Raw genomic sequence first — 25,596 nt, 5'->3', positions numbered from 1 at the left:
GCAAAGGAAACGAAAGTAAGGCGAAGGCCTTTGAGGTCTGGCCAGTAGAAGTAGTACATAAGGCGAACCATTCAGAACCCCTTTAGGGTTTGGTCAGTAACAAAGGCTTTCAGCCGCAGAGAAAACCACCCGTTAGCACGGGTGGTTATTATTTCCTCCGAATAAATCCCGTAATAATGGCCCATTGATGCAGTTGGCTAATCATGTCGGTTTTCGGTAGTTTTTTGCGGTTTTTTTGATATTGTCCTGTGATAATCTGATTCATGTGATCAGTTGGTAAATTCAGGGGTATCATCGCGTTGCAGGCTCTTTTTAAAACGCTCCAGCGCTGATAGGATAACGGCATTCGCTTGGGGAGTGGAAAGAACATCATGCATAAAGTGCTAAAAGAGAGCTTACCGGCTCTCTTCTCCTTTATTTTTCTGAAATCATGCATACCAGGGAGGTCTAACCTTTGAAAATTATTCGAAATCAAGAGACGGCGACAACCGTATTGGAGAATGAATGCATCGTTCTAAACCTGGACAACGGGCAGTATTTCGGATTGGAAGGGGCTTTAAAAGAGCTGTGGATCGAAATAGAAAATGAACGAAAGGATAAAAAAGATATTCTGATCAAGTGGCAATCGGCGTTCGATCAGACGGAGGAAGAATTGTCAGCGATTTTAAATGAGGCGATACAGGAACTGACACATCATAAGCTGATTAAAATAGAGGATAAAAGCTGATGAAAAAGAGAGCGCCTGTCAAAAATCATGAGTATTTTACAACCGTTCATGCTTTTGTACGTATGATGCTGTTAAATCATGACTTTGAAGAAGCCTATGAAAAAATTGCGATCCATCTGTTTCCGCTGTATGCGAGTGCACAGCAAAGAGGTGCAGGGCTGCTTGATACAGACGAACTGCACCGCCACGGCGAATATTTGTATTCGCTTGATGAAGACGACCATTTAGTTACTTCATGCGTTTCTATCGCATTAACAATTCAATCTATTTTATTCAGCAATGGGTCTGATGCCAGTCTCGTGATCGGTGTCAAGAAAATCGATGACAAGCTGTTTTCTCATGCTTGGGTTCAGATGGAAAACGGCAATTCAATTGACCCGAATCATAAAAATAAGAATTTAAAAGTTTTACAGACGTATAAGATGAGCGCTTATGCTGAAAGGTGGGTGTTATCTCTAGTATGAAAATATGGTTTGGAATGCAGGGAGACAACACCGTGGCATGGCAAGAGTGGGTCTCGGCCGTCAAAAAATGGGGGCGGGCGGAACAGATTCACAGCTACAGCGGCGGGATCGCAAACATGGCTGAAGCGCATATTCGATACGATGAAGCCTTTAGACCTTCGGCTCAAGCAAACCTTTTGCACCCCGTCATCTTAGACGGCTGGATCAGCGGCGGTCTTAACGGCGGTCTTAACGCAAAATCGGATGGCACCAGAAAGATTGAACATGATGACAAGCTGTACGCGTCATTACGGCAGGACAAAGCAGCCATGCTGTCTCACTCGCATGGCGAGTTTACAATGATGTGGTGGGATGACAGTCTGCATAGTCTTGTTTTGGCGACGGATACATACGCAACCCGTCCGGTTTACTACTGGGTCAGTCCGAAAGGAGAATGGTTTGCAGCAAATGACATGCGCATCCTTTTGCTTGTTCACGATATTCCTTTTATCATCGATCAAGATGTGTGCAGAATGTTTCCCACTTCAGGGTTCGCTGTGGGAGAAAACGGCTTTGAAGATCGGACGTTTTTCAAAGGAATACGCAAAGTGCCTGCGGCCTCCTACGCTTTTCTCGGCAGGGATCATGCGGTTCACGTGCACAGCTATTGGGGACTTCCGCAGCTGTTAAACGAGAAAGGTCTTGCCGGAGATGCTGTTCCGCGGTTCCGGGAGCTTCTTCAGGAAGTGACAGCAGATCGTTTAAAAGATCAAAAGCATATTGTCGAATTAAGCGGCGGACTGGATTCAGCTGCCGTAACCGCCGCCGCAATCGCAGGCGGATGCAAGGAACAGCTGCTGGCCGTCAACATATCATTCGCCGATCCCGACATGATTTTAAGCCATGACAGGGACCTTGTGAAAAATATGATGCGAGATATGGACATCCCCGGCCTGATCATTCTTGGAGACGCTACAGCCAAAATTCCTAACGCGGAAATCGGGCGTGATCCGCTTTGGTTTGTAGACGGTCCTGATCCGAGAGCCAATTCACTGGTTAATGAGACTTTTACAGTGATCGCTGAGGAGTATGGTGCTTCGTCTGTCCTTACAGGTGAGGGCGGGGATTTCATTTTTAGCGGAGAAGTGTCAGTGATCGATTCTCTGCTTCGCCAGAGGCGTTTTTCTGAAATATTCCAATTGCTTCGCGAATGGTCAGGCGGCAGCGTGAAAGAGATGGTGAAGCTCGGGTTTCAATACGGAATCGCCCCTTTCATGCCTTACATCGGCGAAAAGCTCTATTATGACCTGCTGTGGTCAGATACGGAATATGACCTGCCTGAATACTTTACTGCAGAACACCGAAAAAGAGAACGGGAGATCAATAAGGAAGATCATCTTCGCTACCGAAAAAGCCGGGAGCTCTCAGTGTGGGGGAAGAGGTTTCATTTTGACTTTTTGTGGCCGAGAGCGAGGTACATGGATGCTGTGGGTGTGACATTGCCTACGTACCATCCGTTTTTGGATCGGCGGCTGATCGAATTTTCATTTTCCGTACCGCCTGAACAGCATTTTGATGTTTTAAAAGGGCTTGAAGAACATTATGCCGGCTCTAAAATGCTTCTTCGCAAATCTTTCACCGATATCCTGCCGTCCTATGTATATAACAGATCAACGAAAACAACATATGCCCATATGGCCAGGAAAAGTTTTATGAATGACCGCAGACACGTCCTTCAGCTTTTTGAACCGGGGGAGCGCGTCTTCGTTGAAGAACTCGGTATCATTAAGCGCGATATATGGTGGAAACACTTGCTGGCTATGGCTATCCGCTCTGAAGATCCAAATAATGATCTGGGCATGGGCTATCAGTACATGAGATCTGTCATTGACTTGGAAATATGGCTCAGGGAAGCATCCAAGGGAAAGGAGCATCTTCTCGATCGGAGCCGTCCGGGAAAACCAAGGGTCATGGCTGATATCGAAACCGTCAATACGCCGGAGAAAGCCAAAATATACTCGTATCAATGACCACAATAGGTAAAGAAAATGAAGGTGAAGCATGTGTGGAAGATGAAGCATATCCAAGAGCCGCTGGAAACGGCGGGTCTGCTTGGAAAAATGGTCTGGAAATCCGGCCCGCGGCTGATGATTTGCATGGTTTTCTTTATGCTGATCGAGGCCGGAGCCCCTTTAATCCAATTGTACGCTTCAAAGCAAATGATCGACGGCATTGTCGAGCAGGAAGCCGTCATCCATGCGGAAATATGGGCTGTCATTTATGCGGGAAGCTTAATCATGATCAGTGTCGTTAAATCATTGGAAAAATGGGTAAAGGCCATGCTTTCTGAGAGATCGATGATCACAGTCAACAGTTTGTTAATCGACGCTTTTGACCGCATTCCGGGGATGCGTTTTTTTGAGGATCCAAAATACAGGGACCGGCTGGAAACGCTGCGGGATCGTTCGACATGGCTTCCTTCCCAATTCATTAATATCAGTTCCAACTTGGTGACTGCCATTATGTCTTTGGCGGGCGTCGTTTTGATCATCGCCTATCTGTCGCCCGTCCTTGCTTTCATCCTTATTTTATCTACCGCTCCATTCGCTTTTGTCCATAATCATTATAATGAATTGGAGTGGGAATATCACAAGGATTACGCCCCTGTCAGAAGGAGAGCCGCATATGCGCGCCACATTCTGCTCGGGAGACGATCCGCTAAAGAAGTACGCCTGTTTGGCCTGGGGTCTTTCTTTCTTGATTTATATCAATCTGCTTTTAAAGGCTTATATTCTGTGCTGCGGAACATTCAGATCAGAAGTGCACGCTGGTCGGTTTTAACGGGTTTCTTATCTGGGGCGGGAACGGGTTTGGGGTACTTTTGGATTCTGTCCCAATCCCATTCAAGCAGTTTTTCTGTGGGGGATATATCGCTGTACTTGGGAGCTGTGTTTCAATTATCAACGGCTCTCCGGGATATCGCCAAAGAAGGTGCAGACACGTTGGATATATGGAGAATGGGAAGAGACTTTTTTCTTTTTATGAACGCTGAAAAGGATATCAGGCTTCCTTCCAATGGCGAATCTCTCGAAGAAGAAGGACCTCTGGCAGTCGAATTCAAAAATGTAACCTTCCGCTATCCTTTCAGAGAAGCGGCTGCGTGCACCCAGGTAAATGAAGCTGATGCGAATGAGGAAGATTTGGATATGTTCGATGAGCTTGGGGATGAAGAGCTGGGGGAACACAACAAGCAGCCTGAATCAGATGACATGGGTACAGGCGATGTTCTGAATCGAATCAGCTTTTCAGTATCACCGGGCGAAAGAATTGCCATTGTAGGGGCGAATGGATCAGGGAAAACAACGCTCATCAAACTGCTCTGCCGTTTTTATGAATATGATGAGGGTGAGATTAAAGTGAACGGCAAAGACATCCGCAAGGTTGATCTTCAAGAGCTGAGAAACAGGATGGCGGTCGTGTTTCAGGAGTTTGGCAAGTACGAATTGTCATTCCGGCACAATATCGCGATAGGCCGCACGGAAGCTTTAGGTGATGAGGAAAAAATTCGCGCCTCAGCCCGGGCTGCCAAGCTGGAACCGATCATCGAGGATTTGCCTGAAGGGCTGGAAACGATGATCGGTCCTGAATGGGGTGGTACCGATTTTTCTGGAGGCCAATGGCAGCGGATTGCTTTAGCCAGATCGTTTATGAAAGATGCCGGACTTGTCATATTGGACGAGCCTGCTGCAGCCTTGGATATTCGGGCTGAGTATGATATTTTCCGGCAGTTTCACAGCTTCACAGAGGGGAAAACGGTGATCATGATTTCCCACCGGTTCAGTACGGTAAAAATGGCCGACCGCATACTGGTTTTGAAAAACGGAAGAATCGCGGAAGAGGGAAGCCATCAGGAACTCGTGGACAAAAACGGTGAATACAGCAGAATGTTCCGCATGCAGGCCAAATCGTTTCAGGGGAGGGACGAGGTATATTGCTGAAGTTTCATTCATTTTTCAAAAAGCTGCCTCAAACCGCTTCCATCATATTTTACGGTTTAACGTTGTTTTGGCGCTGCGACCCTTTTAAGTCGGCGGTTCTGTTTTTGATCACTTTGCTGGGTGCTATGCTCGGGCCGATCCTCGTCTGGCTGAGCGCAGAGGTGATCGATGAGATTGCACGGGCGCCGTTTGAGCTGTCTTCTTGGAATACACTGGTCTGGGCGGCCTTTGCATACATTGCTTTTACACTGATCGTAGATGCCCTTCAGCCTGTGGCCGAAATGCAGAAAAGGCTCCTTACCGCCAAGCTCGAAGCTTATCTTGATGAAATGCTCATGAAAAAGGCCATTTCCATTCCTGATATCGCGGCTTTTGAAGACGCATCTTTTCATACCAATACACAAATCATCCGCTATAATGAATATTTTGTCACGATGTGGGTATCCATCGTGTCTCAAACCTTTGGCGGAATGGTGATGATTGCAGCCAGCAGTTTACTGATTGGCATGTCTGCACCTTGGGTGCCGCTGTTATTTCTCATATTGGCTGTTCCAAAGCTGTACTGGGAGGCGAAATTAAACAACGCGACCTTTGAAGGACGGAAAGAGGTTCAGGAACTGAGGCGGCGCGCGGAATATTATGCAGGTGTCCCTCTCATGTCTGAAACAGCCGGAGAGGTTAAGATATACAATCTTGTTCCTTTTTTTAAATCTTTTTATAAAAATACCTCGATGGAGCTCCTCCATACGCTGTCCAACGATCAAAAAAAACTGGCGCTGTATCAGCTGTTCTGGTCAGTATTACAATCTTTGGCCGCAGGTGCCGTCCTGATTTACATCGTGCACCAGGCTTTTTCTGGTCGGTTGTCCATCGGGGATGTGATGCTGTTTATCGGGGCAGCGGTTCAGTTCAACGAAGGAATCAATGAAATGTTCGCTGCGTTTGCGATCGGTGCAAGAGAAACGAAGCATCTGGGAAATGTTCATTCTTTTTTAAACAGCAAAAATACCATGGAAAATGGGGATACCGCTCCAGCTGCTCAAAAGGAAAAAGGATTTACATGTGATCAAGTGGAATTTTCTTATGATGGAACCAAAACGGTCCTTGATATTCGTAAGCTCGATATTCCATTGAATAAGACAACCGTTCTCGTAGGAGAAAACGGATCAGGCAAAAGCACGCTCGTTAAATTGCTCCTGCGTTATTTTGATCCCAATCAAGGCACGATCTCGTATAACGGTTTACCGCTTCATAAGTATGATATTGAGCATTACCGGTCAAGTGCCGCGGCTGTGTTTCAGGATTTTTTGCGGTATGAAATGACATTGAAATACAATATCGGTTTGGGCGACATTTCTTCTTGCACCGACTTGGCTAAAATAAAAAGTGCCTCGGCCTTCGGCGGAGTGGATCAGTTTTTGCATAAGCTAGAAAATGGTTATGAAACAGAGCTTGGCAGACTGTTCGGCGGCAGGAATTTGTCGGGGGGAGAATGGCAGCGGGTCGCCATATCCCGCGCGTTTATGCGGGACGAGTCTGCCGACATCTTGATATTTGATGAACCTTCCTCCGCTCTGGATGTATTTATTGAAGAAGAGATATTTGATAAGCTGCAAAAGCTGACGCGAGGCAAAACAGTCATTATCGTCTCGCACCGGTTAAGCACGGCCCGTTTTGCCGACCACATCGTATTTTTAGAAAAAGGAAGGGTAGCGGAGGCCGGCACCCACCAAGAATTGATGAAAAATCAGGCACAGTATGCAGAGCTGTATCGCATGCAGGCTGAAAAATACGCGCAGTAAAGGAGCAAACAATGAGCAATATAGAAGAACTTCGTCTGTTTCGAAAAGAAGATATTGAATGGCTGCAGACCTGGTTTGAGGATGCAGAAGTGAAAAGGCGGCTGGAAGGGATGATGCCGCTTGACGAGTGGTTCAATTTTGCAGACGGGAATGAAAACTACCGGGTATGGGCGGCTTTAAAGGAAGGCAAGCCCGTCGGTGCTGTCATGGTTGAAGTTGAGGAAGATTCGACCGGGAACATCGCTCTTTTAGTCGATCCGTTGTTGCGCGGAGGGGGATACGGAAAAGCGCTCATCAAAAGAACGATGGCATTACCGGAAATGAGCCGGATCAACAAATGGTTTGCCGGAATTGAAGAGGATAACAAAAGTTGCTTAGCGTGCTTCCGATCAGTCGGATATTCATTGGAACACGATCAGCCGGATGAGGACGGCTACTACTCTCTGATTTATTTCCCGGAATCTTAAATAAGGAGCGTAAGACGATGAACCTGATCAAATGGATTGTTTTTTCCGTTGTTTCAGTCGCCTTTTTTCAGCCGGCATCAGCTGCTCTATTAAAAGAAAAGGATGACTATACCATTCTTGTATATATGATTGGATCTGACATGGAAAGCGATTTTCATATGGCAAGCGATGATATTCAGGAAATGATGGATGCCGGTTCATCTTCAAACGTCAATGTCGTTCTTCAGACAGGGGGAGCTAAGAAATGGGCGAACCCGTCAATCAGTCACAAGGTGAATCAGAGGTGGAAAGTCGAACATCAGAAGCTGGCGCCCCTCGAAAATATCGGGAAGACAAACATGGACAGTCCCGGCTCCGTCACAGACTTTATCACATGGGGAGTCAAAACATACCCGGCTAAAAAATATGTATTGATCTTCTGGGGGCATGGGCTTGGCTCCGTTGACGGCTACGGGGGAGACGAAAACTTCGGCAATAAAAAAATGAAAATAAGCGAGCTCCAGTCGGGAATCAAAAAGGCCTATGAACATACGAAGCAAAAGTTTGATTTAATCGGTTTTGACAACTGCAAAATGGCCGGAATTGAAACGGCATATGCCTTAAAGGATTATGGAAAATACATGCTGGCTTCAGTCGACTATACGAATCAAAATGGCTGGGATTACAAAAGGGCGCTGCAGTCTGTTCAAGACGACCCTTCAATCGATCCGAAAGAGCTTGGCAGGGAAATCGCGGCAGGCTACATACAGCAGTCAAAAGAAAACGGTGAAACAGAAGACCTGCAGCAGTCTATCATTCAATTGAACCGCGTCAAAGACGCTGTCGATGCCCTCGACAGATTGAGCTTAAGCATGAACCGGGCATTGAAAGAGCCGGATGGAAAGCGCCTGCTCCACTACGCACGCCTCGCTGCCGAAGATTATGCAGATGAATCGGATATGGTTGATTTGGCTGATTTGTCAAGCTTGATCGGTCAGCAGATCGGAGCCGAAAAAGAAGCGAAAGAGGTCGTAAAATCCGTCAAAAAGGCTGTCATCATGAACATCAAGTCTCCGGAGCACCCGAGAGGAAGCGGTATGTCCGTTTATTATCCGGCCAGAGACAACCAAAAGCGGTTTGCGGAAAAATCAAACATATACAACCTGCTTGATTTCAGCGGCCGGTATCAAACATTCATCAAAGATTACTCCCATTCAGCTTTTAACTTTGATCTATAATGGTGTCTCTTACAGCAAAAAAAGCGCCGGTTAAAAACCGGCACTTTTTTTATCGGCTCATGTGTTTTCGAATCAATGGAAGTCCGTAAATGATGAAAGCGGCGACATGGGCGATGACAACGTTGAGAATAAAGAGTACGATCATGAGAGAGTGTCCTGTAGGAGAAAGGCTGCTGGTCATATAGAAAAAGAAGAATACCCACATTAAAATGATTGGCGGAATAGAAGAAATCGCGACTTTTTTGTTGTCCAGCCATAAAAATAAAGGAGTGGCGCTTGCAATCAGCAAGTAAGCGAAAAACATATCCATGCGTTTTCAGCCCCTTTCAATAATGATAGCGCTGCCAAAAAAGCGGAATGAAACGACAATTGTGTCTAATTGGAGAATATTTTATGAACATTCTGTTACATTTATTATACCACGTTCTTCGAAAAATGATACATAATGGAAAGCATTTTCCGCTCAAACTATCGGCTCAATTTTCGCGGTGATTCAGTAGGACATAAAGGGTGAAAGGGAGAAGAAGTAGACAGGCTGGACCGCACGATAAGGCCGCAGCCCACTTTATTTTCTAAACAAAAAAGGCCCTCGGCATTTGGCGCCGGGAGCCTTTTATTTGTCTAAAAAATAAAGTGGGCACACAGTACAATGACAGGCAGCGTAATCAGCGTCCGAACGAGAAAAATCAAGACGAGGTCAAGGAATGTCACCGGGATTTTGGAACCGAGCAAAAGACCGCCGACTTCCGACATGTAGATTAATTGTGTAACAGATACACAGGCGATGATGAACCTGGTCATTTCACTTTCAATCCCGCTTCCGAGCACAGATGGCAGGAACATGTCGGCGAACCCGACGACAAGCGTTTGTGAGGCCTCGGCGGCTTCAGGAACCTGCAGCAGTTCGAGAAGGGGGATGAACGGCAGGCCGAGCCATTTGAAAACCGGCGTATATTCAGCGACAATCAGTGCGGCTGTGCCGAGCGCCATGACGACGGGAGCGACGCCCATCCACATATCGAGCACGTTTTTGGCTCCGTCCTGCAAGAAATCTTTGACGCTTGTATTTTGTTTTGCTTTTGCGACAGCCCGGCTGAGCCCCCATTGGAACGGAGTGTATCCTTCGGGAATCTCCTCTTGATCCTGATCCGCTTGGTCTGTAATATAAGTATCAGCCTTTCTTGATAAAGGCGGAATCCGCGGGCTGATCACCGCAGCTGCGGCACCCGCCAGCAAAATCGTCAAATAAAACGGAACGAACATATGAGCAAGGTCAACCTGTGAAATAATCACGAGGCAAAACGTGATGGAGACGACTGAGAAAGTCGTGCCGATGACGGCGGCCTCACGCTTCGTGTAGAACCCTTCTTCATACTGTTTGCTTGTCAGGAGCACGCCGATCGTGCCGTCGCCGAGCCATGAAGCCATACAATCGATCGATGACCGTCCCGGCAGCTTAAAGACAGGCCTCATCAGCTTTTTCATCAAAGCGCCGCACAGCTCAAGCAAGCCGAAGTTCAACAGAAACGGCAGAAACAGGCCTGCAAATAAAAAAACGGAGAAAAGAACGGGAAGCAGGCTGAATAATAATGTTCCGCCCGTACTCTTGGCATATACCGCTTCAGGGCCGATCTTAAAGTATGCCATCACTGCGAAAATCATGCCGAACAGGCGAACGATATACCAAAATAAAGATACATTCAGCAAGTTATAGAAAAACTCGCTTTTTTTTATGAAAGCCGGATGAAAGGTTTTGGTGATAAAGGTTAAGATAAATGTTGCGGTTACGATGACCGTCATGATCAACGGCAATTGCTGCTGAAGCAGCTTCTGCAATGCATTCGAAAAAACAGCAATAGGAATCGTTAAATTTCCTTCAATTTTAACGGGAATCATAAACAGAATAATTCCGATCAGCGAAGGGACCAAAAATTTTATGAGATCAAGCCGTTTACGCTTTTGAAGTGCTTTATCCAAAATGAAAAACTCCTTATGAATTGGTGATTCTGTACCGCTTCTGCCAAAGGCAAAAGTTTAATTTTATGCAACATTACTCATTTTAATACAAATCAATCAAAAATCAATGAATTTATCACATTCGACAATAGTTGGAAAAATCCTTTAAAATAGAATCGGAATTTGTTCGCAATAAAATCGAAACATTTTCTTCTTTTGTACGTCATATCATTTGTGAGGAAGCGGATGCCGTCTTCCTGCATGATTTCATCGTGTCATATTATAAGGGCGGGATTTCGAATGAGTCAGAAAAAGAATATTACAAATCCCTTTTATCAGGGGGATTTGATTTTTGTCTATATTGTCTTTTTTATCATAAGCGTTGTGGCTGTGTACGCCGCTCAGCAGTTTAATCAATATAATGAACCCTTTGCGATGAAACAGTCCCTTTACTATTTGCTGGGAGCCTTTATCATCATCGTGTTTCTTTATTTTGATTTGGAGCAGCTTGAAAAGCTCAGCTTTTATTTTTATCTGCTCGGGATTTTGATGCTGATCGTGTTAAAGTTCAGTCCGGCTTATATCGGATCATACAGATTTGCACCGGTCATCAACGGTGCAAAAAGCTGGTTTATGCTTCCCGGGTTTACGTTGCAGCCGTCGGAATTCATGAAAATCGGGCTGATCATGTATTTGGCTTCCTTCATGTCGAAAAACGGGCCTGTCGGAAAGCGTACGTTGAAAGAAGACTGCATCTTTCTGCTGAAAATCGCCGGTATTATCATTGTTCCGTTCGGCTTGATTTTAGAACAGGATACGGGTACAGCCGGGATCGTCGCGTTTGTCATTCTTGTGATGGTATTTCTGTCAGGCGTGAACTGGAAATTGATTTCTCTCATCTTTGGAACGGGTCTTACAGTCATTGTTTTGATTTTGTTTGTCATTATCAAATTTCCCGATGTCGCTGGAGCACTCGGGGTTGAACAATACCAAATCAACCGCGTCATGACCTGGGTCAATCCGAGCGAACAGAATGCCGACGATAAAATGCAGGTCGAAAGGGCGCAGCTGGCGATCGGTTCGGGAAAAGTATACGGAAATGGTGTAAGCGATCTTCAAGTCTATGTACCAGAGGCGCAAACAGACTTTATTTTTGCCGTCATCGGCGAGAGCTTCGGGTTTGTCGGATGCACGTTTGTTGTCATTATGTTTTTCTTCTTAATTTACCGGCTTGTCGTGCTCATCGACCGAATACATCCGTTCAGCAGGTTTGCCTCATTTTTCTGTGCGGGCTTTACCGCTTTAATTGTCATTCATACCTTTCAAAATATCGGAATGAATATCGGCATTATGCCCGTGACCGGCGTCCCGCTGCTTTTGGTCAGCTATGGAGGCAGCTCAGTCGTAGCAACCTTGATCGGCTTCGCGGTTGTCTACAATTCAAGCTGCCAGTTAACAAAGTATCAAAGCTATATGTTCAAATAACAGCCTGATGAATACAGGCTGTTATTTTATTCACCCTTTTTCACAATGTGAACAGTTGTTCATGCTATAATGAAAGTTAGTGCTTTTGATGAAGAAATAAGGCGGGGTATAATGAGCCAGAAGAAAAATACGACAAGTCCCTATTATCAGGGAGATTTGATTTTTATATTAGCGATGTTCTTTTTGATCAGTGTGATCGCTGTTTACGCTGCAGAGCCGTCTTTTTCACTGAAGGGTTATCCGGCCAAGCAATTGTTCTTTTATCTGCTCGGCATGTCGGTGATCGTCGGCTTTCTCTATTTTGATCTGGAGCAGCTTGAAAAATTCAGCATATACATATATCTATTCGGCATTTTGTCATTGATCGTCTTAAAGTTCAGTCCAACGTCGATCGCACCGATTATCAAAGGAGCGAAAAGCTGGTTTCAATTTGGTTCGGTCACGCTGCAGCCGTCAGAATTTATGAAAATCGGCCTGATTATGATGCTGGCTTCGGTGATTTCCAAAGCAAGTCCGAAAGGCTCGCGCTCGATGCAGGAGGATGTTCACCTGTTGCTGAAAATCGCAGGGGTATCTGCAGTTCCGGTCGGTTTGATTTTAATGCAGGACGCGGGTACGGCTGGTATTTGCATGTTCTTTGTCGCCGTTATGGTGTTTTTATCAGGCGTGAACTGGAAGCTGATTTCGATTGTGGCGGGGTCAGGAATCGCCCTCGTACTGCTCGTTCTGTTTTTGGTGATCAATTTTCCGGAGTTTTCGAAGGATACGCTGCATATCCAGCAATACCAGATCAACCGGGTGATGACATGGGTCGATTCGAGCCAGCAGGACGCGAACGATACGTATCAGACCGAAAAGGCCGTTACGGCGATCGGCTCTGGAGAAATCTTCGGAACGGGCATGAACAATTTGAAAGTATACGTTCCTGAAGGCCAAACCGATTTCATCTTTGCCGTCATCGGGGAAAGTTTCGGCTTTATTGGCTGTACTTTTGTCGTCATCCTGTTTTTCCTTTTCATTTACCGGCTTGTCGTGCTGATCGATAAAATACACCCGTATAACAAGTTTGCGTCATTTTTCTGTGTTGGGTATACGGCGCTGATCGTCATCCATACATTCCAAAATATCGGAATGAACGTCGGACTGATGCCGGTTACGGGCGTTCCCCTTCTATTCATCAGCTACGGAGGGAGCTCTGTGTTGTCTGCTTTGATCGGTTATGCGATCGTTTATAATGCTAGTTGCCAGCTGACAAAATATAATGGCTATATGTTTAAGTGAAAAAAAGACAGCCGAATCAGGCTGTCTTTAGTCTTGGTTTAAAAATGCGAGAGCCGCCGACACAAGAATTTTCGCCGCGTTCAGCATGCCTTTTTCATCGATGTCAAACATCGGGTGATGGTGCGGGTAAACGGCTCCAGTCTGCGGGTTGCCCGCGCCGGTAAAAAAGAATGATCCAGGGACATGTTCAAGAAAATAAGAGAAATCTTCGCCGATCATATTCGGTTCGAGTTCGATGACGGCTTCAGGGCCGACGAGCCGTTTTGCACATTGGCGGACGATGTCCGTTTCTTTTTCATGGTTGACGACAGGCGGGTAGCCTTTTTCATAATCGAGTGAAAACGAAGCGCCGTTGCTGTCGCAGACGCCCTTGATGACGCGCTCCATCTCGGCGATGATCGTCTCTTGGACATGCTTTGAAAAGGTGCGGACCGTTCCTTCGATGACCGCTTCTTCGGCGATGACATTAAACGCCTGGCCTGAATGAAATGTTCCGATCGACAAGACGGCTGCTTCCGTCGGATCGATTCTGCGGCTGACGATTTGCTGGAGATGGTTGACGACCGAGGCTCCTGTGATTAAAGCGTCTGTCGTTAATTGAGGCGCGCCTCCGTGTCCGCCCCGCCCGGATATCGTGACTTTAAATTTATCAGCGGCTGCCATCATCGGGCCTGATGTAACACCGACTTGACCGACGGGCATCGGAGCCCAGATGTGGGTGCCGAAAATGGCATCCACGCCTTCGAGACAGCCGGCTTCAATCATCGGCTTGGCGCCGCCTGGTGTGACCTCTTCACCGAATTGATGGATCAGCACGACATTTCCTTTCAAGTCTTTTTGATGCTTTGCCAGGGCTTTTGCGGCTGTGAGGAGAGCCGACGTGTGGGCATCGTGTCCGCAAGCGTGCATGACGCCGGGGACAGTCGACCGGTACGGAACATTTTTTTGATCCTGTAATGGCAGAGCGTCGAAATCGGCTCTCAAGGCGACCGTCTTGCCGGGGCGGCCGCCTTTAATGTGACCGACGACCCCTTGGCCGCCGACATTGGTTCTCACGTCAATCCCAAGGTTTTCCAAGTAATTTGCAATGGTGCTCGGTGTATTGACCTCGCGATGGGAAAGCTCCGGATATTGGTGAAAATGTCTCCTGAGTTCGATCATTTCCGGATATAATGCATCTAATTCTTCAATTACAGACTTCACCGTCATCTCCCTTTCCGCTTCAAAAATTGTAAGACGATTCTATCATTTTACCATATGAAATGGCAGTATCCATAAGACCCTTTATGTTGTGAAAATCTCTTTTGTGACTTCTCTTTTACTTTTGAATATTTATTATTAGCTGGGTTTAATGTCCTAGTAATATGTGTTGTGTGTAATGTCAGCGAATTTAACTAAGTCCACAACCTCATACTATTTCCTCTAGTTAGTGCTGGTTTTTAACCTCTTCTCATTTTCGGTGGATTAATCGCAACTTGTTTAAATTAAACTCATCATCAACTCAGGTACGATTAGACTAAAAATTGCTGCATTTTCCCTACCCATTTTAAATTGAGTAGTATGCATAAGACTTTATAAATCACTTTCTCCTTGTTGTTCAGACTCAGATTCATATGATGAAAACACTCCTGTAAATGTAAGGTCGGTGTCTAACTTTTACTCGGCAGTTTATATTAGGCTGGAGTCTTGTTATAAAAATGCGAGAGCCATCGATACGAGAATTTTTGCCGCGTTCAGCAAGCCTTTTCACCAGTCTCAAATTTAAAATGGTGAGTGTGGATAGATGGTGTCCGTTTACTGATTTACCGATCCGGTTAAAAAGAAGCACCCAAGAAAGAAAAAATCTTCTGCGATCAAAATTTGATGACGGAATGTTCGCCAAAATGGCTAGTGCAACGGTTAAAGGATATTGAATGAAGATGGGCTTGGAAATTGAACAGGTGCAGGTGAAAAATGACTTTGAAACCATCTTCCCTCCTCTTTTAATCAATACTCTAGTCTTAATTGAGAGTTTAATTTAAGATTCTATGTTCTAAGTAAACATCCCAAATATATCTTATGATTTTCCACTAATGTATAATTGTTGGTTATTAATAAAATATTACCTTTAAATACTTTTATTTTCTTGGATGGTTTGATATAATAAATTTACAATTGTTGTTAAATTATGTGAAAAAATTAGTCTTTTTAAAAAAAGTGGTGTTAGCAATAAAAAAACTCGTGTTTTATTTTTTATTTTAATCTTTCCATTAAGTTTTTTATTGTGCTTTGTATTTGTTGTTCAGCATGTTGAGAAAAATGAAACAAAAAAAATTAATCATAGCCTTGTTCAAGAAATACCGTGGGGGGTAAAGAAAGTAAATGCCTTTTCATTATGGACTGAAAGAGGGAAACAAAAAGTGAAAGTTGCTGTATTAGACAGTGGCATCGATAAAAAGCATAAAGATTTGAAAGGGAAAATTATAGGGGAATTTAATGCAATAGATGTGACATTAAATTCAGATGATGAAGTGGGGCATGGAACTGCTATTGCAGGGATTATAGCTGCTGAAGATAATAGCTTTGGATTAGTGGGAATAGCTCCTGACACTGAAATATATTCAGTTAAAGTACTTAATTCAAAAGGAAAAGGTTCTTTGGATAACCTTGTTAAAGCTATAGAGTGGTGCCTTGATAATAATATCCAGGTGATAAATTTGAGTTTTGGATTAGCCAAAGATAAACCGATATTAAGAGAGGCAATTGATAAAGCAGTTAACAGTGGCATTATAGTTATTGCAGCTGCAGGTAACAATTATGGCGAGAATGTTGATTATCCAGCAGCTTATGAAAAAGTTTTCTCTATTAATGCTGTTGATAGAAACAATAAAATAGCTGATTTTTCATCTAAAGGAAAGATTGATTTTTCTGCTCCTGGAGTAGATATACCGATACTATCCCCCGGTAATAAATATGATACTGAAAATGGTACATCTTTAGCAGCTGCACATGTTACTGGTATAGTGTCATTGATTTTACAAAACAAAGATAAATTTGGAATCAATTCAAAAGATGATATTTATAAACAAATCTATAGTGTATTGTCCGAAATGTCTATCGATCTTGGAAAAGAAGGAAAAGATGAAATTTATGGAGAAGGTTTTTTATCTTATAAGTAGAGGGGATACTTTCAATGAAATTTATTAAAAAGAGTATTACAGTTTTTTTAAGTTTCGTATTGCTTTTTTCTTTTGTTTTACATAATGAATCAAAAGCTGAGAGTTTGAACAATAAAGATTACCAAATAATTTCCAACAATGAAGAGAAATTAGTAATCACAGCAGAAAAAGGCGGAGTTAAAGGTCTAATGACTCTTAATAAAGAGAATATGGAGGTTTTATTAGAAACTGATGAAATTTCTCAAGAGACCGGTAAAAGAGGTAAAGAATATAAAGTCAATATCGAAAATGCTACAGCAGAGAAGATAGAAGCAACATTCACTGATACTGAAACAAATGAGAGTTATGAAGTTAATTCAGATGAGATAACAGCTTCATTTGTTTGGTTTGTACCTATCGGAATTGCTATTGGAGAGGCGCTACTAGCGCATTTAATTTCAATTGGGCTTGCTGTGACTATTTCAGGAGTCACTTACATTGCGTATTCTGAGTTTAAGAAGCGTAAAAGAAGCTATTCTCATTACATGGCAATTAGAAAGGATAAAGGATTATTTATTGGTAATGGTTTGAAAAGATCAGCTGCAATTGCACGCCTTAAAAAGGGTGGTGATACTTGGTCTACGTCGAAGAACAACGCCAAATCCATTGCTAAAGACGCTAGTCCAATTAAGAAAATTGTTGGGCCGGAGATAGATAAAAAGGGAAAAGGTAAGCATTATCATTATCATCCGATCTCTGGATATAAGCATGGCAAGGGTGTTCGTATGAAAGCACATGCTTTCTATGGTGCAGCAAGATAATTAAGATCTAATTTATAAATAAAATCTCCTATCTTTAAAATAATTAACCAGATAGGAGATTTTTTAAAGATAAGGAGGCAGCCATGTTAATTATTGATTGCAACCCAAAGGGACAGCAATATTCAGAGTTAATAGATTTGGCTTTCGAGCTTTGTGACGAATTTCATTTAGTTTTAAGAAAAGATATGGGCTCATTAAAATCTTTTGAACCTCTTTTGAAAAAACTTGAAAGTTCGTTGAAAGAAATGAATGAACAATCAGAATGGGCTAGTACTATTTTAGGAGACAATCAAACAGCAAAAGTTTATTTCTATTATACAGATGAAAACGCAAAAAATATTCTCAAAGAGTCTGCAAATTCTTTATATGATTGGGAACAACCTCATTTACCAGAAGACTTGTCTTTCTTTAAAGATGGGAAAGAATGGTTGATAACATGCTCTCATGAAGAAGAGAGTTATATCGAGACGGAAGATGATATGGAAATACAAAAAATAATGAGTATACCGGGATTGAAAGTGCATAGGGGAAAATTGGAATAAAATCATTCGAACTTATTCCATTATTAAAACAGAATTTTTTAGTTAATAGTAGTATATAGATAAAAATAAGGAAACCCTATTTATATAGGGTTTCCTTATTTTTTAAAAGATTTATTCTAGGGCTTCAAACGGTTATTTCTTGACTAATACATATTGTTTATCTTCCAAATAGAATATTTGACTGAGGTGGTTTATATCTTTAAATTTGATATGCTTACCAAATTGTAAAGTATTTAAATTGATAACAACATCCATCCTTTCATCTCTGTTTTCATCTTCCTGTCCATCAAAGCAAGAATATATTTCAATTGTTTCCCCTTTTGACAAGTGTTTTTCAATAAAAAGAAAAAGTGACCTGATGGATTTACGTTGACCGGGTGTATTGTTTGCATGCAAATATCCTTGAACTTCATATATATAAGGATGTGTGAATTTGTTTCTAACTGCTTCATATCCAGGATCTAAATCAAAAATATCAATTCCGTACGCATCTTCTTCTGTTTCGTAGACTTTTACAAGTGAAGATTTACTGTTATGTCGATTATTTTTAGCCTGAAAGTGTTTGTTTCTATTTATCCCTTTAATTTTCAACTCGGAAATGGCCTTAAATGTAGGATTCGTACCAAACTCACCAATAGGAAGTACTTTGTTAGCGCCAATAAAATGGTGTAAAGTCAATCTATTTCCTCCTTTATCTAAAAATCACTCTTTGGTTTTATAACAACTAAAATACTCAATCAGACTTCTTATAAAGCGATCTTTGTCTTTTTATCTATGTATCTTGTATTTAATCATGAGAAACTTATACTTATCCAATAGGTTTTAATAATGTTAGAGTCTAAAGTTCATAACGGGGTTAGGCACAAGTGGTTTTCCCTTGAGTAGTAGATGTTTTTAAGTAGTTTATATTCTCGATGTAATTTTCCATTTGAACATTAATCAAAAAAAATTCACTTTTCATCTCATAAGAAAACCGTCTGAGAAGCTTCATTAATTCTCCAATCGTTGGAGTATTCTTTTCGTTCATTATTACGCGCGTATTTTAAGGGTAAGCACATTTTGATCGCTTTTTTCCAGTGTATTCTACCACGTCTTTAGTAAACAATCTAGCATTATATTGGATAAGTTCAAATTAAAGGATTTTCACAAAGATTTCTTTATCGACTAAAATTGAATCCATCTGCAGTCCGCCAAACCGTTTTGCTTTAGAGAAAAGCAGATATTGGATATGATAAAGGTTGAGGAGGTAAAAGGATGAATAAAACGATTGAAACCATTTTAAATCACCGTTCGATCAGGTCTTTTACAGATCAGCTCCTGACCGAAGAAGAGGTTCGCCTGCTTGTGGAGAGCGCTCAAAGCGCATCGACGTCAAGCTATATTCAAGCTTATTCGATCATCGGTGTCACCGACCCGGACAAGAAGCGCAAACTTGCGGAATTGGCCGGGAATCAGCCATATGTTGAAAAAAACGGCCATCTGTTTGTATTTTGCGCAGACCTTTACCGGCATGACAAAATGGCCCGGGAAAAGGGTGTAGATATCAAAGCTTCTCTTGAAGGGACGGAGACCTTTATGGTCAGCGTCATCGATGCAGCGCTTGCCGCTCAAAATATGTCAATAGCGGCCGAATCAATGGGCCTCGGCATCTGCTATATCGGCGGGATTCGCAATAACTTGAACGAAGTCTCCGGGCTTCTGGAAACACCTGAATACGTTCTGCCGCTGTTCGGGCTTGTCGTCGGCCATCCGGCCAACCTGTCGGATAAAAAGCCGCGTCTGCCGCTTGATCACATTTATCATGAAAATGCCTATCAAGCGGACGAAGCCGAGTTTAAAAAACATATGTCCGCATATGACGAAACGATTTCAAACTATTATCAAAAGCGGACAGACGGCAAACGGTCTGACAAATGGACAGACCAGATCACCGGCAGCCTCAAAAAGCCACCGCGTGCGTATATGAATGAATTCGTTAAAGGAAAAGGTTTGAACAAAAGGTAAGGAACGTCCCCTCCGACTCGGAGGGGACTTATCTTGTCAGCATGTATTGAAGAAAAAGATAAAACATCAGCCAAAAGGGAAGACTGAAAAGGATTCCGAATAAACAGCCTTTTGCAAAGCGTTCTTCTACGACTGGCGGGTGCGTTTTTTGCTTCGTCTCATTCATCAGTATTAGGAGCTCCTTTAGGTTTATCCATGATACTATTATTTCTTTTTGCGCAGGAAAAGTAAACGAAGACTTGGGGTGAAAAAGATGTTGTCATTAAGCATACTTGATCAGACTCCCGTTTCTGAAGGAAGCACAGCTGAACAGGCTTTACAGCATACGGTGGAGCTCGCGCAAGCGGCGGAGCGCCTCGGATACAAGAGATTTTGGGTTTCTGAGCACCATTTTTCAAGAAACTTGGCAGGATCAAGTCCGGAGGTTCTGATCGGTTATCTTGCGGCTAAAACAGAGAAGATCCGTATAGGATCCGGCGGCGTCATGCTTCCCCATTACAGCGCCTACAAGGTGGCAGAAAACTTCCGCGTCTTGGAAGGACTTGCGCCCGGCAGGATTGATCTCGGTGTCGGACGTGCTCCGGGAGGGATGCCGATCGCTTCCATGGCTCTTCAAAATGGAGGAAGACGGATGGCTGACCAATATCCCGAACAAATTCAGGATCTCGTCACATATTTATACGATCAAGCCGATGAACACCACCGCTTTCCCAACTTGACCGCATCGCCGAACGTGGCCGCAGCGCCCGCTGTCTGGCTGCTCGGCTCCTCAGGGGAAAGCGCAAGGCTTGCCGCCCAAACAGGAGCATCCTATACATTTGCCCAATTTATTAACGGTGAAGGCGGAGAAGAGGCGGCAAGACTTTACAAAGAGAGGTTCGAACCTTCTGTATTGGGGGAACGGCCAAACGTGATCGTTGCCGTATTTGTGATTTGCGCTGAGACAGAAGAGAAAGCGGAGAACCTTGCAAAAAGCTTGGATTTCTCTTTATTGGCCAATGAACAGGGGATAGTGACCGAAGGCTTTCCATCATTGGAAACGGCGCTGTCATATCAATATTCTCCTTATGAAAGAAAGAGAGTGGAAGACAATCGAAAACGGATGGTCATCGGGACGCCGCGGCAGGTGAAGGAACAGCTGCTTGAACTGGCCGGCACTTACGGAACGGATGAAATCATGGCGGTGACCATCACCCACGATTTTCAAGACAGGCTGGAATCATACCGGCTGCTGGCCGAAGCGTTTCATCAGTCAATTTAACGTTTTTGCTGAAAAAAATCGAGAAAATGGCGGATCGGAAAAAGAATAAACAGAATGCATATGTATAAAGCGGTAAACAGCCAGCTGAGGGGAACGAGGATGACGGTATCGACGGTTTGCTCCGCGGCTTTTTGAAAAGGCTGGGGCTCGCGCTTCTGCAGGTTGACGGCGAGGTACAAAATCGTGAAAAATATAAAGCAGACAATAATGAAGGATAGGCCGAATAATACGAAAAAAGAAAGCATATATACGAGGTCCTCCGATTGCTTTTTTCACGTTTTGAAGAGAAGGGGGATCTTCTCCTGAACGTATTATCCGTATTTTAACATAAAAAAGCCTTGTTGAGTGGTTCTCAACAAGGCTTGTCATTATTCGACGATAAAAGGGTCTTCCGTCAGAATGTAGCTTGATTTTCCTTTGGCGGACGCATAGGCTAGCATATAATATTTTCCGGACTTAAGGGTTGCGGCGTCATTGATTTTGCCGTTCCATTGATAAGATTGATAGCCTTTGCCCTGGTTTTTGTAAACGCCGGCCTGGCCGAGAAGGTTCAGATTTTCATCATAGACGAGAAATGCGAGCTCTTCAGCCCCGCCCGGCAGGTAGGCTTCGATCGTGTAAGCGCCCTGCTTTGCCCCCGGTTCAACCGTTACGGATGTGACACGCGGATAGTCTGGCTCTTTGACGATCAACAGGAGCGGGATTTCGGCGACTTTTCTTCCGTCTTCACGGATGTAAACCGTGCCTTCATATGTGCCTGCTTTCGTTTTCGCGGAATTGACGGTTACTTTTGCCGCTGCTTTACCTGTTTGATGGGCCGGTACCACGACTCGTTCTGTTCCTGATACCGTGATGCCCGCTCCTTTAAAGGAGTATTCCAGCTGATAGGCTTTTCTGTGTGAAGAAAGGTTTTCAATCGTGAACGCTTGTTTTTTCGTTTGTTTCCCTTTGTCTTTCAGAAATGTTCCGTATGAATGGCTGCCCGGCGTTACAATGGATGAAGCTTTAAGGGCCTCGATGATGCGGATGCTGCCTGCTCCTTGCGTATTGTGAGGGAGAGGCTTTCCGTTTTCATCCGTCAGTTTTTCCGCCGTATTCATCAGTACGCCTTTGATTTGCTCAGGCGTCCAATCCGGTTTGGCCTGTTTTAATATGGCTGCCGTTCCTGCGACATGCGGGGAAGCCATGCTTGTTCCCTGCTTTGAACCGTAACCGTGAGGGTTTTTCGGGTCGTGGGTCGGAATGGTGCTGACGATATTGACACCTGGCGCTGAAACGTCAGGTTTAATCATCCATGTATCCATGACAGGTCCGCGGGACGAGAAGGAGCCAATCGTTTCCCCGAGTTTTTTGTCCAATTTGAAAGAAAAGACAGCGGAGCGTTTCCCTTCTTTGATCTGTTGAACAAGCTTTTCGCCCTCTTCTTTCGACAATTTGACGGTCGGTACGGCCATCCCTACAACATTGGCCTCGATTTCCCCTGTTACATTATTGTAAATCACGGCTCCGACAGCGCCGGCGTTTTTGGCGTTTTCAGCCTTATCCACAAATGGAATGACGCCTCTCTGGATAACCGCTACTTTTCCTTTCACATCTTTGCCTTTGAAATCGTCAGCTTGTCCGATGCCGGCTTCAACAAGTTCCACGTCTTCACCGTTCAAAGCTTCAAGATCTTTTTCCTCCTGGTACCCCATCACTTTTGCTGACGAATACGAAGGAAGCGTCACAGAATATTCATTATACGGAAGCTGTGAGGCGCCGACGGAAATTGCATCCCTTGAAGTTCCCGGCGAGCCGACCGTCCAGCTTTCCGGACCGCTGTTCCCGTTTGACGTAACAGCGACAACCCCTTCGGCCATTGCCCAGTCCAGTGCGATGCTTGTTGCATAATCAGGGCTGTTCAGTGAATTTCCCAATGAGAGGTTCATCACTTTTGCTCCATCCGCAACGGCTTTTTCAATGCCCGCAATCACGTTCTCGGTTGTTCCTGAGCCGCCGGGGCCGAGCACACGGTAAGCAAGCAGCGTTGCTTCTGGCGCCACACCTTTAATCTGTCCGTTCGCGGCGATGGTCCCCGCCACATGAGTACCGTGATCAGTTGCTTCCCCGCGCGGGTCGCCTGTCGGTGTTTCTTGCGGATCATAGTCATTATCCACAAAGTCATACCCCTTATATGGGCCGAAATTGTTCTTTAAGTCAGGATGTGTGTAATCCACACCCGTGTCAATGACGGCTACCTTAATGCCTTTACCGGTATAGCCTGATTTCCATGCCTGATCCGCTCCGATGTATGGTGCACTTTTATCCATCTGTGGATAAATGGCGTCCGCTGCAAGTGTCACGTCTTTTCCTTTTATGCTGTCAGGTTTGTAAGCTGCGTTCGGATAAACCGCTTTAACTTCCTTGACGGCGAGCAGCTTCGGAATTTCACTGGCCGGCAGTTTCATTGAAAAACCCGAAAATACACGGTCGTATTCACGGCTTATTTTCGCTTTTTTGAGTGTTTTCAGCGCACTGTTTTTCGCTTTGCTGCGAGCGGTTTTTAAAGAAGCTTTCGTTTGTTTTTCCCCATTCGCTTTTGCTTCGGCAAGCGACTTTTCTTTCAGCTCCACAATAACCGTTGTCTGTTTATCAGACGTCACATCAATATCACCGTAGATTTCAGCTTTCTCAAGCTCAGGCGACTTTTGATCGGGAACGGTTTTTGCCTGCACTCCGGTGAGGAATGTGGATAACGCAAATAATAGAATAAAAGCCATAACGAAATTGCGCATGATACTTTTTCTCAATCTGTTTTCCCCCTTATGGATAAATGATTTCTTTGTAATCCTTAGAGTTTCGAACTTTTAAAATATTCTCTCAGTTTTAAAAAAATCCTTCTATATATAGAAATAATTTTCAAAGATTCAATGTATTGGAGTGAATATCTTTAGATTTATGCACAATTCACTGTGTATAAGTGAATAAACCTGTGTATAGATATTGTGGGGAATATACGTTCTTATACTAAATGTTGAATAAATATGTGGATATGTGGATATACCCTGTGGGTAATATGTGTTTATCCTTAGGATAAGCTGTGAATAAGTTGCATTCATGGTTTGTTTCCGTTGAATCATGCGTTTCCATCAGTTTTCAACAAAACTTCTAAAAACTAGAATCATTTTGCACACACATTGTGACAAACATTTTCATTTTGCTGGGATAAGATAGAGCAAGAAAGTTTAATAGAGTTGCTAGTTTTATCACAACGAAACTGGAGGGGATCGGTATGAAAGGTTTGATATCATTTTTAAAATTATGGACGGCCGTGCTGCTGAATGCGGTGGTGCCTGTCAGAGAGACTCAGATGAAGGTGATGGCGTTCGCCGGCGGTACATATCAGGCTGCCGATGCTTATCAGGCAGGCGGCTTTTCGGAAAAAAGAGAAGAATCAACAGAGCGGATGCCGGGCTGTAAGAGAGCGATGTCCGGCAGTTTTACGACAGAACCCAACCGGGCTGTTTGCCAGAAAGCGGTGAAGAGGGTAAGAGCCGGACCAACTCTTTACACGGGAACTTAAACAAGGTAAAATCCCACTCATAACGGGAAGTGGGTGACAGCTTTGAAAATCTATAAAGTATTGAACAACAATGCAGCAATCATAAAGGAGGATGGTCAAGAAAAAATTGTCATGGGACCTGGTATCGCTTTTCAAAAGGGAAAAAACGATACCATTCCAAGAAACAAGGTAGAAAAAATTTTCACCATTCATGAAGAAAATGAAAAGTTTAAACAAATCCTCGAAACACTTCCGGAAGAACATATTGAAGCTGCCGAAGAGATCATCAGCTATGCGGAAGGGCGGCTGTCCGCACCGTTGAGCGATCATATCCACATCGCCCTTGTGGATCATTTGTCATTTGCGATCGAGCGAGTCCGCAAAGGATTCGTCATTCAAAATAAATTAATAAATGAAATTAAAGCGCTTTATAAAAAAGAATATGAGATCGGACTCTGGGCAATCGATTTTGTCAAAGAAAAATTGAAAGTCGAATTGCCTGATGATGAAGCGGGTTATATTGCGCTGCATATTCATACCGCAAAAATGGATGCGGAAAACATGCAGAAGACACTTAAATACACGAACATCATCAAAGAATTGATAGAAAAAATCGAATGCTGTTTTAATCAGAAGATTGACGAAAACAGCATCTCATATCAGCGTCTTGTCACGCATCTCAGGTATGCCATCAACAGGCTGGAATCAAATGAAGCGTTTCATGTCATGGACGAGGACATGCTTTATTTCATCCGGCAAAAGTATCCTGAAAGCTACCGGTGTGCGGCAGGGCTGGCGGATTACGTAAAAACTGAATATGATCTTCATCTTCCGGAATCGGAAGTCGGATATATTACGCTGCATGTCCAGCGTTTAAATGATTCCTATAGGTAATACCGCCTGATAACGCGCGA

The 25,596-nt window shown here is 43.8% G+C and carries 23 protein-coding genes; 16 read left to right on the top strand and 7 right to left on the bottom strand.

Annotation, left to right across the window (positions count from 1 at the left end; genetic code table 11):
- The first annotated feature begins 454 nt into the window (after positions 1–454).
- From QMZ64_RS17735 to QMZ64_RS17705, 7 genes are read left to right on the top strand one after another with little or no spacing between them, the layout of a single operon-like run.
- Complete coding sequence (locus tag QMZ64_RS17735; RefSeq protein WP_003186189.1) at positions 455–727, top strand: PqqD family peptide modification chaperone; 273 nt, start codon at positions 455–457, stop codon at positions 725–727.
- Positions 727–1,191 (top strand): lasso peptide biosynthesis B2 protein, encoded by a 465-nt coding sequence (locus QMZ64_RS17730; protein ID WP_165428356.1) that lies wholly within the window; start codon positions 727–729, stop codon positions 1,189–1,191. The genes QMZ64_RS17735 and QMZ64_RS17730 overlap by 1 nt, the downstream gene beginning before the upstream one ends.
- Before the next feature lie 32 nt (positions 1,192–1,223).
- The gene (locus QMZ64_RS17725) at positions 1,224–3,200 is read left to right on the top strand and encodes an asparagine synthase-related protein (RefSeq protein WP_265625372.1); all 1,977 of its coding nucleotides are present in this window, start codon (positions 1,224–1,226) and stop codon (positions 3,198–3,200) included.
- Positions 3,201–3,242: 42 nt separating this feature from the next.
- Positions 3,243–5,168, top strand: a complete 1,926-nt coding sequence (locus QMZ64_RS17720) for an ABC transporter ATP-binding protein (RefSeq protein ID WP_265625373.1) — start codon at positions 3,243–3,245, stop codon at positions 5,166–5,168.
- On the top strand, positions 5,162–6,970 hold the full coding sequence (locus tag QMZ64_RS17715; RefSeq protein ID WP_265625374.1) for an ABC transporter ATP-binding protein: 1,809 nt from the start codon (positions 5,162–5,164) through the stop codon (positions 6,968–6,970). Before QMZ64_RS17720 ends, QMZ64_RS17715 begins: the two co-directional genes overlap by 7 nt.
- 11 nt (positions 6,971–6,981) lie before the next feature.
- Positions 6,982–7,437: a GNAT family N-acetyltransferase gene (locus tag QMZ64_RS17710; protein WP_165428352.1), complete on the top strand. Its 456-nt coding sequence runs from the start codon at positions 6,982–6,984 to the stop codon at positions 7,435–7,437.
- A 17-nt stretch (positions 7,438–7,454) separates the two neighbouring features.
- Positions 7,455–8,654, top strand: a complete 1,200-nt coding sequence (locus QMZ64_RS17705; protein ID WP_165428351.1) for a clostripain-related cysteine peptidase — start codon at positions 7,455–7,457, stop codon at positions 8,652–8,654.
- A 49-nt stretch (positions 8,655–8,703) separates the two neighbouring features.
- On the opposite strand, the gene ywcE is transcribed toward QMZ64_RS17705, so the two are convergent.
- Together ywcE and QMZ64_RS17695 are read right to left on the bottom strand one after the other, a co-directional pair.
- Positions 8,704–8,964: a spore morphogenesis/germination protein YwcE gene (ywcE, locus tag QMZ64_RS17700; protein ID WP_020453353.1), complete on the bottom strand. Its 261-nt coding sequence runs from the start codon at positions 8,962–8,964 to the stop codon at positions 8,704–8,706.
- Between the two features lie 311 nt (positions 8,965–9,275).
- Positions 9,276–10,631 (bottom strand): YjiH family protein, encoded by a 1,356-nt coding sequence (locus QMZ64_RS17695; protein ID WP_105981283.1) that lies wholly within the window; start codon positions 10,629–10,631, stop codon positions 9,276–9,278.
- A gap of 279 nt (positions 10,632–10,910) precedes the next feature.
- On the opposite strand from QMZ64_RS17695, the gene QMZ64_RS17690 reads away from it, so the two are divergent.
- Together QMZ64_RS17690 and QMZ64_RS17685 are read left to right on the top strand one after the other, a co-directional pair.
- Entirely contained in the window at positions 10,911–12,095 is a 1,185-nt protein-coding gene (locus tag QMZ64_RS17690) for an FtsW/RodA/SpoVE family cell cycle protein (RefSeq protein ID WP_165428349.1), read from the top strand.
- A 111-nt stretch (positions 12,096–12,206) separates the two neighbouring features.
- Positions 12,207–13,376 carry an FtsW/RodA/SpoVE family cell cycle protein gene (locus tag QMZ64_RS17685; RefSeq protein WP_265625375.1) on the top strand — a complete coding sequence of 390 codons (1,170 nt, stop codon included), beginning with the start codon at positions 12,207–12,209 and terminating at the stop codon, positions 13,374–13,376.
- Between the two features lie 27 nt (positions 13,377–13,403).
- On the opposite strand, the gene QMZ64_RS17680 is transcribed toward QMZ64_RS17685, so the two are convergent.
- Positions 13,404–14,579 carry a M20 metallopeptidase family protein gene (locus QMZ64_RS17680; protein WP_301441498.1) on the bottom strand — a complete coding sequence of 392 codons (1,176 nt, stop codon included), beginning with the start codon at positions 14,577–14,579 and terminating at the stop codon, positions 13,404–13,406.
- Positions 14,580–15,775: 1,196 nt separating this feature from the next.
- Here QMZ64_RS17680 and QMZ64_RS17675 point away from each other — a divergent pair.
- The 3 genes from QMZ64_RS17675 (at position 15,776) to QMZ64_RS17665 (ending at position 17,876) form a co-directional block, all read left to right on the top strand.
- On the top strand, positions 15,776–16,534 hold the full coding sequence (locus tag QMZ64_RS17675; RefSeq protein ID WP_265625377.1) for a S8 family peptidase: 759 nt from the start codon (positions 15,776–15,778) through the stop codon (positions 16,532–16,534).
- Between the two features lie 14 nt (positions 16,535–16,548).
- Positions 16,549–17,334: an SAR2788 family putative toxin gene (locus tag QMZ64_RS17670; RefSeq protein WP_265625378.1), complete on the top strand. Its 786-nt coding sequence runs from the start codon at positions 16,549–16,551 to the stop codon at positions 17,332–17,334.
- A gap of 83 nt (positions 17,335–17,417) precedes the next feature.
- On the top strand, positions 17,418–17,876 hold the full coding sequence (locus QMZ64_RS17665) for a stage III sporulation protein AH (protein ID WP_265625379.1): 459 nt from the start codon (positions 17,418–17,420) through the stop codon (positions 17,874–17,876).
- Between the two features lie 132 nt (positions 17,877–18,008).
- Here the strand turns inward: QMZ64_RS17665 and QMZ64_RS17660 are convergent, their stop codons facing one another.
- Positions 18,009–18,554 carry a hypothetical protein gene (locus tag QMZ64_RS17660; RefSeq protein ID WP_265625380.1) on the bottom strand — a complete coding sequence of 182 codons (546 nt, stop codon included), beginning with the start codon at positions 18,552–18,554 and terminating at the stop codon, positions 18,009–18,011.
- Between the two features lie 576 nt (positions 18,555–19,130).
- Between QMZ64_RS17660 and nfsA the strand changes: the two genes are divergently transcribed.
- Positions 19,131–19,880 (top strand): oxygen-insensitive NADPH nitroreductase, encoded by a 750-nt coding sequence (gene nfsA / locus QMZ64_RS17655; protein ID WP_265625381.1) that lies wholly within the window; start codon positions 19,131–19,133, stop codon positions 19,878–19,880.
- Positions 19,881–19,908: 28 nt separating this feature from the next.
- Here the strand turns inward: nfsA and QMZ64_RS17650 are convergent, their stop codons facing one another.
- Positions 19,909–20,046: a hypothetical protein gene (locus QMZ64_RS17650; RefSeq protein ID WP_023857015.1), complete on the bottom strand. Its 138-nt coding sequence runs from the start codon at positions 20,044–20,046 to the stop codon at positions 19,909–19,911.
- Positions 20,047–20,133: 87 nt separating this feature from the next.
- Between QMZ64_RS17650 and QMZ64_RS17645 the strand changes: the two genes are divergently transcribed.
- Complete coding sequence (locus tag QMZ64_RS17645; RefSeq protein ID WP_265625382.1) at positions 20,134–21,141, top strand: LLM class flavin-dependent oxidoreductase; 1,008 nt, start codon at positions 20,134–20,136, stop codon at positions 21,139–21,141.
- On the opposite strand, the gene QMZ64_RS17640 is transcribed toward QMZ64_RS17645, so the two are convergent.
- Together QMZ64_RS17640 and QMZ64_RS17635 are read right to left on the bottom strand one after the other, a co-directional pair.
- Positions 21,138–21,386 carry a hypothetical protein gene (locus QMZ64_RS17640; protein ID WP_165428344.1) on the bottom strand — a complete coding sequence of 83 codons (249 nt, stop codon included), beginning with the start codon at positions 21,384–21,386 and terminating at the stop codon, positions 21,138–21,140. The two genes, QMZ64_RS17645 and QMZ64_RS17640, sit on opposite strands and share 4 nt — an antisense overlap.
- A 123-nt stretch (positions 21,387–21,509) precedes the next feature.
- Positions 21,510–23,930, bottom strand: coding sequence for a S8 family peptidase (locus tag QMZ64_RS17635; protein ID WP_265625383.1), 2,421 nt, complete (start codon positions 23,928–23,930; stop codon positions 21,510–21,512).
- A 482-nt stretch (positions 23,931–24,412) separates the two neighbouring features.
- On the opposite strand from QMZ64_RS17635, the gene QMZ64_RS17630 reads away from it, so the two are divergent.
- Both QMZ64_RS17630 and QMZ64_RS17625 read left to right on the top strand, forming a co-directional pair.
- On the top strand, positions 24,413–24,703 hold the full coding sequence (locus tag QMZ64_RS17630; protein WP_243941648.1) for a hypothetical protein: 291 nt from the start codon (positions 24,413–24,415) through the stop codon (positions 24,701–24,703).
- A gap of 42 nt (positions 24,704–24,745) precedes the next feature.
- On the top strand, positions 24,746–25,576 hold the full coding sequence (locus QMZ64_RS17625; RefSeq protein ID WP_243941650.1) for a PRD domain-containing protein: 831 nt from the start codon (positions 24,746–24,748) through the stop codon (positions 25,574–25,576).
- Positions 25,577–25,596 lie beyond the last annotated feature (20 nt).

Source organism: Bacillus sp. LB7, from assembly GCF_030449715.1.
GTDB lineage: Bacteria > Bacillota > Bacilli > Bacillales > Bacillaceae > Bacillus > Bacillus paralicheniformis.
The sequence above is the reverse complement of the archived record's forward strand: the minus strand, read 5'-3'. Positions and strand labels throughout refer to the sequence as shown.

What these genes read in the sequence shown, in the direction of transcription:
- QMZ64_RS17665 (WP_265625379.1), top strand. Translation starts at nt 17,418, where the DNA reads ATGTTAATTATTGATTGCAACCCAAAGGGACAGCAATATTCAGAGTTA.
- QMZ64_RS17730 (WP_165428356.1), top strand. Translation starts at nt 727, where the DNA reads ATGAAAAAGAGAGCGCCTGTCAAAAATCATGAGTATTTTACAACCGTT.
- ywcE (WP_020453353.1), bottom strand. Translation starts at nt 8,964, where the DNA reads ATGGATATGTTTTTCGCTTACTTGCTGATTGCAAGCGCCACTCCTTTA.
- QMZ64_RS17690 (WP_165428349.1), top strand. Translation starts at nt 10,911, where the DNA reads ATGAGTCAGAAAAAGAATATTACAAATCCCTTTTATCAGGGGGATTTG.
- nfsA (WP_265625381.1), top strand. Translation starts at nt 19,131, where the DNA reads ATGAATAAAACGATTGAAACCATTTTAAATCACCGTTCGATCAGGTCT.
- QMZ64_RS17705 (WP_165428351.1), top strand. Translation starts at nt 7,455, where the DNA reads ATGAACCTGATCAAATGGATTGTTTTTTCCGTTGTTTCAGTCGCCTTT.
- QMZ64_RS17670 (WP_265625378.1), top strand. Translation starts at nt 16,549, where the DNA reads ATGAAATTTATTAAAAAGAGTATTACAGTTTTTTTAAGTTTCGTATTG.
- QMZ64_RS17720 (WP_265625373.1), top strand. Translation starts at nt 3,243, where the DNA reads ATGAAGCATATCCAAGAGCCGCTGGAAACGGCGGGTCTGCTTGGAAAA.
- QMZ64_RS17645 (WP_265625382.1), top strand. Translation starts at nt 20,134, where the DNA reads ATGTTGTCATTAAGCATACTTGATCAGACTCCCGTTTCTGAAGGAAGC.
- QMZ64_RS17650 (WP_023857015.1), bottom strand. Translation starts at nt 20,046, where the DNA reads ATGAATGAGACGAAGCAAAAAACGCACCCGCCAGTCGTAGAAGAACGC.
- QMZ64_RS17640 (WP_165428344.1), bottom strand. Translation starts at nt 21,386, where the DNA reads ATGCTTTCTTTTTTCGTATTATTCGGCCTATCCTTCATTATTGTCTGC.
- QMZ64_RS17630 (WP_243941648.1), top strand. Translation starts at nt 24,413, where the DNA reads ATGAAAGGTTTGATATCATTTTTAAAATTATGGACGGCCGTGCTGCTG.
- QMZ64_RS17710 (WP_165428352.1), top strand. Translation starts at nt 6,982, where the DNA reads ATGAGCAATATAGAAGAACTTCGTCTGTTTCGAAAAGAAGATATTGAA.
- QMZ64_RS17685 (WP_265625375.1), top strand. Translation starts at nt 12,207, where the DNA reads ATGAGCCAGAAGAAAAATACGACAAGTCCCTATTATCAGGGAGATTTG.